General features: G+C 36.5%; 18 protein-coding genes. 3 read left to right on the forward strand and 15 right to left on the reverse strand.

Going from position 1 to position 14,288, the window contains the following annotated elements; genetic code table 11:
• From HND50_05180 to HND50_05210, 7 genes are all read right to left on the reverse strand, one after another.
• Positions 1-140 (reverse strand): hypothetical protein (locus HND50_05180; protein ID NOG44600.1); only part of this gene is annotated, 140 nt, incomplete at its 3' end.
• 130 nt (positions 141-270) lie between these two features.
• Positions 271-3,240, reverse strand: a complete 2,970-nt coding sequence (locus HND50_05185; protein NOG44601.1) for a T9SS type A sorting domain-containing protein — start codon at positions 3,238-3,240, stop codon at positions 271-273.
• Between the two features lie 7 nt (positions 3,241-3,247).
• Positions 3,248-3,511: a hypothetical protein gene (locus HND50_05190; GenBank protein ID NOG44602.1), complete on the reverse strand. Its 264-nt coding sequence runs from the start codon at positions 3,509-3,511 to the stop codon at positions 3,248-3,250.
• Positions 3,508-3,900 (reverse strand): group III truncated hemoglobin, encoded by a 393-nt coding sequence (locus HND50_05195; protein ID NOG44603.1) that lies wholly within the window; start codon positions 3,898-3,900, stop codon positions 3,508-3,510. Before HND50_05195 ends, HND50_05190 begins: the two co-directional genes overlap by 4 nt.
• A gap of 12 nt (positions 3,901-3,912) precedes the next feature.
• A complete protein-coding gene (locus HND50_05200; protein ID NOG44604.1) occupies positions 3,913-5,166 on the reverse strand; it encodes a tetratricopeptide repeat protein in 1,254 nt (417 codons plus the stop codon).
• A gap of 1 nt (position 5,167) precedes the next feature.
• A complete protein-coding gene (locus HND50_05205; GenBank protein NOG44605.1) occupies positions 5,168-6,475 on the reverse strand; it encodes an AAA family ATPase in 1,308 nt (435 codons plus the stop codon).
• A gap of 55 nt (positions 6,476-6,530) precedes the next feature.
• Entirely contained in the window at positions 6,531-7,013 is a 483-nt protein-coding gene (locus HND50_05210) for a peptidylprolyl isomerase (GenBank protein ID NOG44606.1), read from the reverse strand.
• Between the two features lie 179 nt (positions 7,014-7,192).
• Here HND50_05210 and HND50_05215 point away from each other — a divergent pair, with 179 nt between their 5' ends.
• Both HND50_05215 and HND50_05220 read left to right on the forward strand, forming a co-directional pair.
• The gene (locus tag HND50_05215) at positions 7,193-7,450 is read left to right on the forward strand and encodes a hypothetical protein (protein NOG44607.1); all 258 of its coding nucleotides are present in this window, start codon (positions 7,193-7,195) and stop codon (positions 7,448-7,450) included.
• A complete protein-coding gene (locus HND50_05220; GenBank protein NOG44608.1) occupies positions 7,447-7,833 on the forward strand; it encodes a type II toxin-antitoxin system VapC family toxin in 387 nt (128 codons plus the stop codon). The genes HND50_05215 and HND50_05220 overlap by 4 nt, the downstream gene beginning before the upstream one ends.
• Here the strand turns inward: HND50_05220 and HND50_05225 are convergent.
• The 5 genes from HND50_05225 to HND50_05245 form a co-directional block, all read right to left on the reverse strand.
• Positions 7,826-9,286, reverse strand: coding sequence for an aminotransferase class V-fold PLP-dependent enzyme (locus HND50_05225; protein ID NOG44609.1), 1,461 nt, complete (start codon positions 9,284-9,286; stop codon positions 7,826-7,828). The two genes, HND50_05220 and HND50_05225, sit on opposite strands and share 8 nt — an antisense overlap.
• A gap of 167 nt (positions 9,287-9,453) precedes the next feature.
• Positions 9,454-9,765 carry an antibiotic biosynthesis monooxygenase gene (locus HND50_05230; GenBank protein ID NOG44610.1) on the reverse strand — a complete coding sequence of 104 codons (312 nt, stop codon included), beginning with the start codon at positions 9,763-9,765 and terminating at the stop codon, positions 9,454-9,456.
• Positions 9,762-10,280 (reverse strand): GNAT family N-acetyltransferase, encoded by a 519-nt coding sequence (locus HND50_05235; protein NOG44611.1) that lies wholly within the window; start codon positions 10,278-10,280, stop codon positions 9,762-9,764. Before HND50_05235 ends, HND50_05230 begins: the two co-directional genes overlap by 4 nt.
• A gap of 9 nt (positions 10,281-10,289) precedes the next feature.
• A complete protein-coding gene (locus tag HND50_05240; protein NOG44612.1) occupies positions 10,290-10,589 on the reverse strand; it encodes a 4a-hydroxytetrahydrobiopterin dehydratase in 300 nt (99 codons plus the stop codon).
• A 12-nt stretch (positions 10,590-10,601) separates the two neighbouring features.
• Positions 10,602-11,021, reverse strand: a complete 420-nt coding sequence (locus tag HND50_05245) for a VOC family protein (protein NOG44613.1) — start codon at positions 11,019-11,021, stop codon at positions 10,602-10,604.
• A gap of 225 nt (positions 11,022-11,246) precedes the next feature.
• Here HND50_05245 and HND50_05250 point away from each other — a divergent pair, with 225 nt between their 5' ends.
• Positions 11,247-11,582: a hypothetical protein gene (locus HND50_05250; protein NOG44614.1), complete on the forward strand. Its 336-nt coding sequence runs from the start codon at positions 11,247-11,249 to the stop codon at positions 11,580-11,582.
• Between the two features lie 386 nt (positions 11,583-11,968).
• Here HND50_05250 and HND50_05255 read toward each other — a convergent pair whose 3' ends face one another.
• The 3 genes from HND50_05255 to HND50_05265 form a co-directional block, all read right to left on the reverse strand.
• Entirely contained in the window at positions 11,969-12,511 is a 543-nt protein-coding gene (locus tag HND50_05255) for a hypothetical protein (GenBank protein NOG44615.1), read from the reverse strand.
• 63 nt (positions 12,512-12,574) lie between these two features.
• Complete coding sequence (locus tag HND50_05260) at positions 12,575-13,762, reverse strand: metallophosphoesterase (protein NOG44616.1); 1,188 nt, start codon at positions 13,760-13,762, stop codon at positions 12,575-12,577.
• Between the two features lie 82 nt (positions 13,763-13,844).
• On the reverse strand, positions 13,845-14,225 hold the full coding sequence (locus tag HND50_05265) for a co-chaperone GroES (protein ID NOG44617.1): 381 nt from the start codon (positions 14,223-14,225) through the stop codon (positions 13,845-13,847).
• Positions 14,226-14,288: the final 63 nt, after the last annotated feature.

The raw sequence follows: 14,288 nt of genomic DNA on the forward strand, positions 1-14,288 counted from the left end.
TGTTCTAAGAAATAGTTTTTAATCTGGTTAAAGTAAGCTTCAGCCAGTATCGGTGTAAGGTTGAAATCATGAGAAATATTATTAACAATAGCGTTTTTAACAGACTTGGAATGAAGCCTTTTGGTAAGGTTTTGATCCATAATGATACCTCCTTAGATTTTGGTTTAAAATACACAAAATTCATTAAGGTATCATTTGATACTAACTATAAGTGATAATTGAAAATTCTTCGACAGATTAAGAGGATAAATATCCTGTGGGCTTAATATTTTATTTTATTAATGCGGATTTAATTATTCGATGTTGTTGTTTGCCCGATAGATGAATGAAATATATCCCGGAGCTAATTTTTTCAGCATTCCACAAAAGAACATATTCACCGGGAGAATGATAGCTGTTTTCCAAAACTTCAACCAACCTGCCTTGAATATCATAAACTGATATTTTTATATGCTCTTTTTTCGCCACACTATATTTGATTTTTGTAATGGAATTAAAAGGATTTGGATAATTTTGCTGAAGTTGAAAAGTATATGGTTTTTTAATTCCCGGGTTCTCAATAATTCCGGTAATCACACTATTTTCTTTTCCGGGTGTTCCACCAACTAAAAGAGAAGCTTTCCAGTTATCGGCCAGGCTATTATTCAGCGCAGGATTAATAAGCTCCAAAGTAAATCCATCACCATCTGCTTTTTCGGGCCAGGGATCTGTGTCATCAAACTGAACAGAATCCATCAAAACACCATTTTTGTTGTATAAACGAAGTTGGTCTCCCTGGCTGCTTAAACCAAAGTCCATCCCGCCTATTACATTTGAAATAGCCGGATTTTGATTCTGGAATTTTGTCAAGTCTCTGCAAAGCACTAAATAACCATTTTTTTCCATGTGTACATCTTGAGGAAATATAAAAACATTACTGCTGTCATCATCTCTAACAGACCAGCCCGACAAATCTACATCAATAACTTTTGGATTATAAAATTCCACCCAATCACCCGAATCAAAATCTTTATATGAGTTATAATTTATTTCATTTATAACCAACTCCGGTATAGAATCAACTCTAAAAAAGATTTCAATTTCCAAACTATCACTGCTTGTAAGCTCAATATCTTCAGTGGTAAAACGATTTGCCCCCTGCTGCCAATAATCAAAAATATAACCTGGATTTGGTTTTGCTTTAAGATTCACTGGTATGCCAGAGAAATAGTCTCCCTGCCAATTGTTTTTGTTAATAGTTAACGAATTTATCTCGATTTTTCCCTGGTCCGGCTCAGCGATTTGCAGGTTGACTTTGATGGTATTACTAAGGTTAAATTTTTCTTTAATGTGTTCTTTTACAAATGCAGGTCTGGCATTTACATAGTTTCTTATAATATCAAGGTTATTATGCCAGTTACTAAGACTGTTTTTCTTCCACCTGCTAAATTGTTTTTCAACGTCCGGTTCAATTTTTGATGAGAAGCTATTTATAATTCTGACAATAATATCAGCTTTAAACGATGAGTTTAATAGGTCTGCAAAACGGTTAATGAAGTAATTTTTATAGGTTTCATTTTCCAATAAATTGCGGATAATTGCTGTATTTGCACCGCCTGCCGTTCTATCTCCAGACGTTGCTGTCGACCAGGCTAAAGAATTCCATTCGGGAAAACCATGATCCTGATGAGGAAGACCAAGCCCATGATCTACATCCCAAATTATCCATTTCCATTTATGGTCACCATCCTGCGGTTTAAAAAATTTCATGTTATTTGAAAGCCAGTCAAAATTGCCCAGATAAACTTCCAGAATCCAGTAAGTGGTAAACCCCTTAATATCCAATAAATCTTTTACATGCTCATATTTATCTTCTTGAGATAAGTCCTGATCTATTATAAATGTGCGCATTTCATCATATTGTTGCCAGGTTCCGTTAAGCGCATTGCGGTTACCCGGGAAACTAAAAGCACGCTCCAGCAAATCCAGTTTTCCCTCGTAAGGAAAATTTTCATCAATATAATATTCATCCTGGCGTTCACGCAGATTATAAATGCCCCAATATTCCCCATTTAGGTAAATATTTACCGGCTCAAAAGCTGCGATCCCATTTTGAGGATCTATATCAAAATAAAGCTGGTGGGCAATCAAATCCCGGATATGAGAACCATTCTCCTCTTGCAAGCCATCATTTCCACCATTTCTTAAAACAAGCCTTTTAAATTTATCAATGTCTTTTTGATTAAAAAATTGGTGCTCGAAATAGTTTTCACCAAAAATTGGATTTGCATAAATCCGAAAAGATTGTTGAACGCGGTTATCCGGTGAGTGAATTTTTATTCCTGCATTAGCTTTGAATCTTTCATTTTTCTGTTGATTGATAAATTCGAAACTGACCGGCTTTTCCCAATTTTTAAAGCGATTATTATAAATGCCATTTTTGCCCCACATATGAACACTGTCAGTAACAAGATATACAACAGGCAAATGAGGCTGGTCTTCAAAAATATATGAGCGTGACATAATCTCACTATCCAGATATCCGGCGCGTTTAGAGATAACCCGTAAGACTGTTGTTGAATTAATAATTAATGGCTCTACATATTTTTGTGTATTTGAGTCTAATGGCGTTTCAAAATTTAATGTATAGAAAATTTCTGTATCCGGCGCGTCTACAGAAATGTCTACACTAATGGGAGAGTTGAAAAAACCGCTTTCATGAGAAATTTGGGGCTTTTTACTTCTTTCAAGAATGGGATTAGTATCATTAGGCAAAGCGGGAGTTGGTTGATCAAAAAAAGACCATTCTTCAAAATTATCCAGTTGCCGGCCAAATGAGATATCTGAATATTGCTGACCAAATTCAATTTCATCTACTACAAGCGTATCTTTATTTGTCAGGATTATCTCTTCACCGGAACTTGAGAGTTTAAAGCCAACATGGCGTACACCTTGTTCAGGTTCTCCGTCTGCCCAGAGAATTAAAAACGAGTTTGGTAAAATTTCCAGTGAATCAGTGGAATCAGAAAATTGCCACTTTAACTTTTCATTGGAATCATCAGAAATATAAAAACCGGCTAAATTAACTAAACTATCTGTATTATTATAAATTTCGATCCAATCTTCATATTGGCCATAATCATCCTTACTGGATTTGCTGTTTATGGCCATAAACTCGTTTATGAACAGATCTTGTGCAAAAGTGTTGGATAAGCCAATAAATATTAAAATTAAAACTGATCGTGTATATGAAATTTTCATGAAATATTTAACAATAGTTAACCAATTCTTTGCCATCAACGCTTATAATTAAATCAAGGCGGATCTGAATGTCATTTTCCAGAATCAAAAACTCTGCGCCATCCTTGGTAATAATATCTTTTATCTTTGATTTGATGCAGTTTTGATCTCCGCTTTCAACTCTATGAATTATCTCAACAGAAGTTTGCCTAACTGCCAGAGATTCTAATTCATCATGAAAGGAACAACTAACAGGTTTATACGGAAGCGTTTTTGTTTTTATTATTTTCAAAGCTTGCTTTCTGGGTTTAATATTTTAACCTGCATTACCATAGCGATTGATTGAGCACGGTTTTTTGCAAAGTGAGCCTTCTCACCGGCAAATAGTTCATCAACGCTGTTTTTAAAATGAGCAAGCCAGGCATCAAAATGTTCTTTTTTTAATGGTGTTTGTTTATTTAATTCAAGATGTGGCTGCATTGCATTACGACGGTATGTATCTGATCCAAAAATAAGGTTTTCCCAAAAATCACTAATCAGCAAAATATGTGGTTCCAACTCAATCTTGGCTACGTCCGTAAAAATATAACTCAAGCTTTCGTCTGACAGCAGCTTTTCATAGAATATCCTAATCAGATTTTCAATATCATTACGATTCGTAATATCTTTTTTCTCTTTCAAACGACACGCTTCCTATACATTGTCTTCTTTAATCATTATAAAATTGGCAATTAATTGAAAGGCAATAAAACCCAAAAGAAAAATTGTTGCCCAACCACCGAAAAGAACTCCTGTGCTAAAAGCATTTGAAATAGCTAACAGGCCAACAATAAACATAACACCCGCATAAGCAGGTAGCGCATATTTATATCTTGATGATGCAAACATCACACTAAACGGAACCATCATTGCAAAACCAAAAACCGCAATACTTATCCACTTACTTTCACCCGAAAAGATATACAATGCCAAACCACCTAAAAATGCCAGAAAACTAAATCCCACAAAATTTGAACTTATAATTTCATCCTTATCCAGAAGGTGTTTTCCATATTTGTTTAACCGCAAAAATAAATTACTGATCGGCCTCATAACCCAGGTTGAAAAAGCTAAAACAGCCATCAAAATTAACACCGGGGTTAAAAATGGTTGCAGCGACTCATTGTTTTGAGAAATTTTATTTATAATTCTATAAGCAAAATAGAACCCAATAATTACACCCCATTGATATTTGGCTGTCAAGTTACTCATAAAAAACGAGTATTTTAAAAACAGCCTGTAAAAAATATATCGTGCTTTTAGGGCTTCAATCATCCCTCTTTGTGCAAACTCAAAATTCGGATCATTTTTTAATGCTTCGCTGAAATGCACAAGGGCTTTTTTGTGATCTCCCTTTTCCAATAAGTTCCAACCATAATTGGCATGAGTGTAGGCATTGTTGGGATCTTCTTTTAATGCATCCTCAATCGTCTCAAAAGATGCGTCTTTTTTATTAAGCTTTAACTGGGCTGTACTGCGGATATTTAGAGCGAGGATATTTTCTGAATCCAGCCCCAATGCATTGTTGGCCAAATCAAGAGCCGAATCAAATTGTTTTCGTTCCAGCTTAATTGATGCCCACATAGCAAAATAATCAGCATCCCCGGCATTTAGGTTAATGGCCACATTTAATGATTGTTCTGCTTCATCATATTTGTCCAAACGGAGCATCACCCGCCCTTTGATAAAATGTAAATAGTCTTCATCGGGCGCCTGGCTTATCGCATTATTAATAAGGTCTTGTGCCTTGTTATTTTTACCAAGCTCAAGGGCAACCTGGCTGCTCATTGCCAGCAAATGGAAATTATTAGGATCCTGGCCAATCAACTCCGAGAGAAGTTTATCGGCTTCATCAAACCTGTTTTGCTGGATTAAAATCTCGGCACGGCTGTAAAGTTGTTCATTCATATTATTTATCAATTTTTAAATAGCTAAGAATGTCATCATACAATCCTGAATTGTTCGCATACAAGGCAAAATTTTTAGCAGAAGAAAACCATTCTTTTGTGGTGGGTTTATGTTTTTTAATAGATTTTTGCAGATCCTTGGTTGTTATTGGTTTAGGAATCCCTTCTTTAATGGCTTGTTCTAATTTGCCTTCAATTGAAATATCAACCAAGGCTTCAATATCGGCACCTGAATATTCTTCTGTTTTTTTGGCCAATGCTGCATAATCAATTGCCTCGGAGGGCTTGCCTTCCAGTTTCAATTTTAAAATCAACTCTCTGGCCGATGCGTCTGGCGGAGGTACAAAAATAATACGGTCAAATCTGCCCGGGCGTCTAAATGCAGAATCCAGGTGCCACGGTGCATTGGTTGCACCTAAAATCAAAACACCTTCATTATCATTTTCCAGACCGTCCAATTCCTGTAAAAACTGGTTAATCAAATGTCTGCCCCCCGATTGTTTCATATCGCTGCGGCTGGCACCAAGGGCATCAATCTCATCAAAAAACAAAACGCATGGTGTGTTTTGGCGGGCAATCTCAAATATTTCATGCAGATTTTTTTCGCTGTTGCCAATCCACATATCCAGGATATCGTTTAAGCTTACACTAATAAAACGAGCATTTACCTGCCCGGCCGTCGCTTTTGCCAGATAGGTTTTACCACAACCCGGTGGTCCATAAAGCAAAATGCCACCACCTATTTTTTTGCCATAGGCTTTATAAATTTCCGGATGTTTAAGCGGCTGGATAATTTTTAAATCAATCTCTTTTTTGACATCATCCATTCCGCCAACATTATCAAAATTGATTGTAGGCTTTTGAATAAATGAGGGGTCATCTTCATCAATTTCCGAATCTTCATGCAAAGTTGCAGCTACTCGTAATTGCGCATCCAAATCTTCATCTGTAAAAGCTGGGTTGATTTCCAGAAGGCTTTTGTAAATCTCGATCGCCTGAGCTAACGAATTTTCTTTCACCAATGCCTTTGTATGTAAAAGTAAAACATCAAAATCTTGCGGATTAGATTGTACTAATTCTTCGAGGATAACATTGCATTTTGAATATTCACCTTTTGCGAAAAAAACCCTGGCCATTCCAAATTGGATATTTAAATCATTATCCAATGCCAGCAATTCCTGATATTCTTTTTCTGCTTCATCCAACCTGTTTAAACTTAACAGCGTTTCCGCCAGGTGCAATTTTAGAGGTACGTTATCCGGAGAATTTTTCAAGGCTTCTCTCAGCCTGTCAATTGTTGCATTATCCATATTTAGACTTTTTTTAGGGTTGTCCTTTCTTTGACAATCTTTCAATCGTCAATCCTTAGTGGTGATGTCCACCAGGACCGTGAACATGGCCATGCTCGAGTTCTTCAGCTGATGCATCGCGAACTTCCACAACCTCTACATCAAAATTCAATGTTTCATTTGCTAATGGATGATTGCCATCAAGAATTACCGTATCGCCAAAAACTTTGGAAACAACATATAGCTGCATTCCCTGTGGTCCCTGGGTTTGTACTTCCATACCAACCTGAATATTATCAACACCTTCAAACTGGTCCTTTTTTACCTGAAGCATATTTTTGTCATCTCTAATCCCATATCCCTTTTCAGGAGGTACAGAAACAGATAACTTATCTCCTTTTTCTTTTCCAAGAAGCTCTTCTTCCAGACCGGGGATAATATTACCAAAGCCATGCAGGTAATAAAGTGGATCTTTTCCTTCTGATGAATCAAGAGTTTCTCCATTTGAATTGGTGAGTTTGTAATTCATTCCAACAACTTTTTTATCTTCAATTTTCACTTAGTATCCTTTCTTTTTTTAGTGAAGGCAAATTTAGCAAATGACGCTGAATCAACCAAAATTTCTTTTACAAATTGACCTAATTTCAAATTATCTTTTACAGTTTTTTTTGCATTCGCCTATATGACATCATAATTTGATTTCAATATGAAGTCGTTTTGTGCAATCAGGAGCTAAAAATGAAAACAATTACTATCCGTGGTGTTGACCCAACTTTGGCAGACGCCCTTCAAAAAAAAGCGTTTCAGGAAAAAGAGAGCATCAATAAAACAATCTTGAAAATTATGAGAAAAGAGCTTGGCTTGCTTCAAGATTCATTTTATAAAAGGCACCATGATCTTGACCATTTAGCAGGAACCTGGAATGCAGAAGACGCTAAGGAGTTTGATAAGAACATTGAACCTTTTAACAAAATTGATGCAGAGATTTGGAAATGAGAAAAGTATTAATCGATACAAATATTTATTCTGCGTTTAAGCTAAACAACAAAGCGGTTATTGAGTCTTTCCAAAAGTTTGATTTAATTGGGATTGATGTAACTGTTATGGCTGAACTTTATTCCGGATTTAAATTAGGTAGCCGGGAAAAAATAAACCGGGAAGAATTTGAAGAGTTTTTAAATATTCCCCGGGTAAGGTTATTTGGACATGATGATTCTACTGCAGATTTTTATGGAAACATATTTACGGATCTTAGAGCAAACGGAAAACCAATTCCAACAAATGATATTTGGATTGCCGCAGTTGCCAAACAACAAGGGCTTGCACTTTATACCTTAGATAAACACTTTGAGAATATAAGTGGCCTAATCCTCATTTAAACCAATTGCTAACAAGTACTTCCTCTAAGTCCACACTGTTCTTATGATAGAATTCATTACTGTGCACATCATAAGTATAGTCCTTAGCCCAGGCTTTGTGGTTATTACACAAATCGGTAATGGCCTGAACTATAAAATGGACTTCCTCATCACTCATAACCGGGTTTATGGAAAGACGCACCCAACCAGGTTTTTCGGATAGATCACCATCATTTATTTTATCGGTAATTGATTTAGAACGGTGCTTATCAACATGCAGTAAAAAGTGGCCATATGTTCCGGCGCAGGAGCAACCACCACGAACCTGAATTCCAAAGCGATCATTGAGCAAACGTACTGCCAGGTTAAAATGCAGATCATCAACATAAAAAGAAATAACACCTAATCTTTCACGGATATGCCCGGCCAGAACATGCAGGTTTTCCAGCTTATCAAACCCGTCCCAAATTATTTTCAGCATCTCTTCTTCGCGCTGAAGCATTTTTTCAGATGTGATTTCCTCTTTCAGTTTTACACACAAACCAACTTTTATTGTTTGTAAAAAAGCCGGTGTGCCACCATCTTCGCGTGCTTCAATATCATCCACATATTTGTGGCCACCCCAAGGGTTTGTCCAGTCTACAGTGCCGCCGCCCGGATTGTCTGGAATTTTATTATCGTAAAGTGAGCTGCAAAAAACCAAAATACCGGTTGTACCCGGCCCGCCAAGAAATTTATGAGGAGAAAAGAAAATGGCGTCCAATTTTTGGGCATTGTTTTCAGGATGCATGTTTATTGGGATATATGGCGCAGAGCAGGCAAAATCGACAAAACATAAACCACCTGCTGCATGAATAATTTCTGAGATTTCAAGATAAGGTGTAATTATCCCGGTTACATTGGAACATGAAGTAACAGCAGCAATTTTATTTTTGCGGGTTTCATACTTTTTTAATAACTCAGAAAAACCTTCTAAATCAACCAAACCCAAATCATTATGTGGGATTATTTCCACATCAACCAAAGTTTCCAGCCAGGATGTTTGATTGGAATGATGCTCCATGTGTGTAATAAAAACGATTGGTTTTTCCTCTTCGATCAGCTTAATACAATCGCGGTGCTTTTCATGGATTTTCAATCCAAGGATTCTTTGAAATTTATTTACAACTCCTGTCATTCCCGAATTGGATGAAATGATAATATCCTCAGGACCAGCACCAACATGTTTTTTGATTATATGCAAAGCTTCATGATATGCGCGGGTCATTGTGGAGCCTGTTACAGATGTTTCAGTATGAGTATTGCCCACAAATGGAGCGATATTATTCATCAACTTTTCTTCGATTGGTTTATATAGCCGCCCACTTGCCGTCCAATCTGCATACAAAATTTTTTGTTTTCCAAAAGGTGTTTCAAAGTCCTGATCAACACCTATTACATTGTCCCGGTATTTTTTAAAATATTTTTCCAACATATTAAATCCGAATTTAATGATGACCTGCAAAGTTGCAAAAAAGTAAAATTGAAGGTCACTGTTTATTTTAATAAGGCTGACAAATATAGAAAAATTATCGGTGGGTTAAAATAGCAGTTTATTAAATTATTAAATTCATTTTGCTTTTATTCATTCAATAATTATTCTTAAAATGAGTACTCTTTTTCCACTTTACAAATCTTCACACTAAATGATTTATACCATTTATCACGACCGATTTTTCTTGCAATTTTATGCTCAGTATTTTCTTTCCATTTTTGAATTGAATCCAAATCTTTCCAATAGGAAACTGTTATGCCAACTTCTTCGCATGCAGAATCGTGCCCAAGATAACCAGATTGCTGACTGGCAAGTTCAGACATTTTAGTTGCCATCTCTGCATATCCCTCATTATTTTTTAAATCTGATGTAAAAATTACAGCATAATATGGGATATTAGAATTTAGATTTTTTTTCATTTCTCAACCTCAAAAATCATGACTACTCTGTCTTCCATCAGCAGTCCCTGTTCATGTTCCTGCAGAAAAAGCGTGTAAAGCTGTTTTGGCATTTCAGAAACTACAACCTCCTTAAAACCGAGCTTCTTATAAAAAGGAGCATTCCAGGAAATATTTTTATAAGTGGTTAAACTCACAGCAGAGTAGCTCTTTTCTTTGGCCCAGCTGTTTACTTTTTTTACAAGAGCTGTTCCAATACCCTTTCCGCCATATTCAGGCAAAACATCCAGCTCATCCAGGTGAACTCCGTGACCCATTATTTCCATGTAGGCAAAGCCGATCGGTTTGTCATTTTCATTTATCGCAACAAAAAGGTGGCCGTCTTCCTGGGCTTCTTCAAAGTCTTCAAATGTTGTTACATCTTTACCAACAGCCAAAAAGTATTTCGTTTCTTTGAATAAAGCACTTGCCTTTTTTTCAATTCCGGGTAATGTTGCCAAATCCTTTTTTTCAGCCAGCCTGATATTATAATACATTCTAACCTGCTATTTTAAAATAGCTTCAATCTTATTTGCCAACTCAAAATCAAATACACTAAGTCCACCAACATCATGAGTTGATAAATTTATCGTTACTTTATTATAAACATTCGACCATTCAGGATGATGGTTTGCTGACTCTGCTTCCAGCGCAACTTGTGTCATAAAGCCAAATGCCTTGACAAAATTATCAAAAACAAATTCTTTATATAGTTTATTATCTTCAATTTGCCAATTGCCAGATGCAACTTTGTTTAGTTTTTCAAGATTGGATTGAATCTCTGCTTCTGATAATTTTTTGGACATCCCATTTTCTTTCTATTTGTTTCCGTAAAACTCATCAAATACTTTATCAACAGGTTCCCACAACTCAATTTTATTTCCTTCAGGATCAAGCACCCAGCCAAATTTTCCATAATCTTCTTCTTGAATATCACCAATTACGGTAACACCCTGCTCTTTCAAATCTTCAAGCAATTCTTCTAAATTTTCAACACGATAGTTAATCATATATTTTTGTTTGGATGGCTCGAAATAATCACTTTTATCATCAAAGGGATTCCAAGCTGTGTAGCCGTTCATTTTGGGGTTTTCAGGTTTCCTCCAAACAAAAGGCATCCCATATTGATCAGCTGTCATACCAAAGTTATTGTTATACCAATCACGCATAGCGGCCGGATCTTTGCATTTAAAAAACACTCCGCCTATACCGGTAATCTTTCCTTTTTTCTTTTCCATGTTCTCCTCTTTATATAATTTTGGTTTAAAACTAAAAGCAAAGTTTATTATTTCCGGGACACAGATTAGAATCAAAATATAATTAAATTAGATGTATACAGGGTTTACTAAATTTGTATCCGGTGTTGTCATAGTTGCTAATCAAAACCACAATTATCGACCTTACTTAACTGGCACAATTCTTGTCAATATGATGGTAGCCTACATTGATTATGGAAAACCATCATGCAAAAACTATTTATTTTGGTTTTATTTTGTTGCAACTTTGCTTTTGTTTCTTGTTACACTGTTATAATAAATGAAACAGAAGCTGTAAATAATTCTGAACCCGAACAAGTAATAGTTATTATTGAACAGCCTGTTATCATTCATCCTCCACACAAGCCTCATCCCCGGCCTCCAAGACCGCCAATGCCAACACCAAGGCCTCCTATTTATAAGCCAGAAAAGAAAAAACCAGTCGCAACAAAACCTGAACGAAAAAAGCCGTCTACGCCGATTGCTCCTAGCCGCCCTGTGAGAAAGAAACCAAAAGAAAAAATAAAAAAAGCTCCTATGTGAAGTGATTAGTTTCGCATAATTAGACAATTATATCTGCTGTTTTACTATTAGTTATGTTTTGATAAGCATCTTCTTTTTGACAACTTAAACTAAAACGGCTCGACCTACCATTTGTATACGCCGATCAGAAATCAAATCCCCGCTAAACTAGTTAATCCGGTTTTAATAAATATTCGTCTGTTCATCTTCCATTTGTGTGATGTTATCGCATCTGTTTCATGAATGCTGTTCTATAATATTAAAAGTATTTATGTTTTTCTATAAACTTCCTAAATTTTAGAAGGAAAAATCACAGATTGTAAAATACTTAAACCCGCTTTTTCAAAGGATTAAGGAGAGCTACAAACGATTATTGAGTAGAATCAAAAGTTAAAAGTGTACAACTATTATTTAATCTCAATTTTATCGATATATCTTTGCTCTCCATTACCAATATCATTATCGCCCTGCTCAAAAAACAGCGTAACTGTTTGGCCGGCAAATTCTGAAATAGAAACGCTTTTATTAAGCCAGTCAAATTCATCGTCCAAGCCATCATTAGCAAGTTCCCAATCAATTAAAACAGTAGAAACCTGGTTTTCATCGATAAGACGCACTCTCAGTTCAGCATTTGCACCTATACGATTTTGGGCACTCGTAATAAAACTTAAGGTCGATACATCATCAGGAAGAATTATTTCTTTATAAATCCAGGAGTTTGGTTGATGGTCTGATGTCCCAAAATCGCTACCATCGAGTTTAACACAACCCAACGGTTCGCCTGCCCAATCAATCCATGTTATGCTATCCAGCTGTTTGCCAGATGTACCCGTGCTCCAGCCATCCAGCCCATCGGTGAAGTTATAAATAATTGAATTATCTTCACTTTGTGTACTGCAGGACAAAATGAAAACCAGAGTAAATATAAAAGATAATTTCTGTTTTGACATAATTCCTCCTGTTTGTTAAAAATCCTTTGAGTGGTTACGTTCAAATAGAAAAACAAGAAAGTTTTAAGAAATATTTCGGGGTTCTTTCTTCAAGGTAATAATTGGTGCTTCAAGCGGGCAATTAAGACGGAAAGGAAACCAATGTCCCATCCCGGCAGAAGTGTAAAGCCTGCAATTTTCCTTTTGATATGATCCCCAAAGGTAACCATTTTCATTAAAAATATCCCAGAAGCTGCGTCCGCCAAGACCAACCTGACCGGCATGAGTGTGTCCGGACAAAGTCAGATCAACACCATATTTTGGAGCCAGGTCCAGGGCACGCGGTCTATGGCTCATTAGTAATTTAAAATCTGTTTCAGATGCATCCTTAAAGGTTTTGTCAATAGCACGATCAAGAAAACCGGTTATATCAGAGCGCATTGTAACCGGATCATCTACTCCACCGATTGTAAATTGTGTGTTGTAAACATTAAAAGTATGATGCTGGTTTAACAAAAGAGGCACCGGCCCGGCATTCATTTTGCGAATCACTTCGCGGATCCCCCGGAAATGTTCATGATTACCGACGGCAGCAAATTTTGGAAATGGCGTTTTAAACTGATCAATTAAATTTAAAGCGCCCGGCAAAACAGACAAATCATCTGCAATATCGCCTGTTACAACAACCATGTGCGGCTGGTATTTTTCGGCATCCAAAAGTGTCTGTTCCAGATGTTCCAATCCAAAATAATAACCGAGATGCAAATCGCTTAAGTGAAGAATTTTGAACCCTTCCAAAGCATCAGGCAAGTTTGGATATTCCATGCTAACCTGTGGAAACTGTGTTTGAGAAAAAGATGAAGCAAGCCCGTTTCCAACCAGAGAAAGATCGATGATTGGAATTGAAGCAACCGCTGTTTTTAAAAACAGGCGACGTGAAGTATCAACTTCTGTGTTTGTTTTAGATTTTTTATGGCTTAACCATTCACCAATTTTAGCTACTCCGAATGCAATTGGCAGTGAAAATAAAAGAGTAACATTTAAAATTAATGAAATACTTGTTCCGGTTGCACCTATGTTTCGCATCCACATAATTTGCTGCCAGGTACCTAATCCCCAAAGCGGGGCAAAAAGAACAAAAGCAAAAGGCAATACTTTTGCACTGATTTGTACAATTTTAGAGTTCCAGATTTTTTGATTGGTTTTGGTCAACAACCAGCGATCAAAAAAAGCGGCAAAAATTAATAAAGTTAAAACAGTAATAAAAAACATAAACCTGAATCCTTGATGCTGGTTAAACACTCATTTTAATGATGTTCACCTACGCTAAATCAAAACTAAAAGTTCCAGGCAATTATTCTTCATCAGAAAAGGAAGTCAGGATATCATCACGGACAAGAAGCAGAATTGCAGCCTGAGGTACCAACAAATATTTTTCATTTTCAAATTCGATCTCAACCGCTGTCTTGCGCAGAAATAAAGCATAGTCACCTTCTTCTGCCTGAAGCGGTAAATATTTTGGTTCGGAGCGGTGCTTATCCCAGGGTTCTTCGGAAGCACCCGGATCGGGCAAAGGGTAACCCGGACCGACTTTAAAAACATAGCCGCTCTGTACATCTTCTTTTGTTTCTACGCCTTGTGGCAAGTAAAGCCCGGAACGTGTTTTATCCTTGGCGGTATCCGGCTTAATAAGAATCCGGTCACCAACTACAATTAATTGTTTTTTTGATTTCATTTTATCATCTCTATTTAATTGTTTATCGCTGAAGTCGCAAAGAACGCAGAGAAAAACATAAAC

This window comes from Calditrichota bacterium (assembly GCA_013112635.1).
Taxonomy (GTDB): domain Bacteria; phylum Calditrichota; class Calditrichia; order Calditrichales; family J004; genus JABFGF01.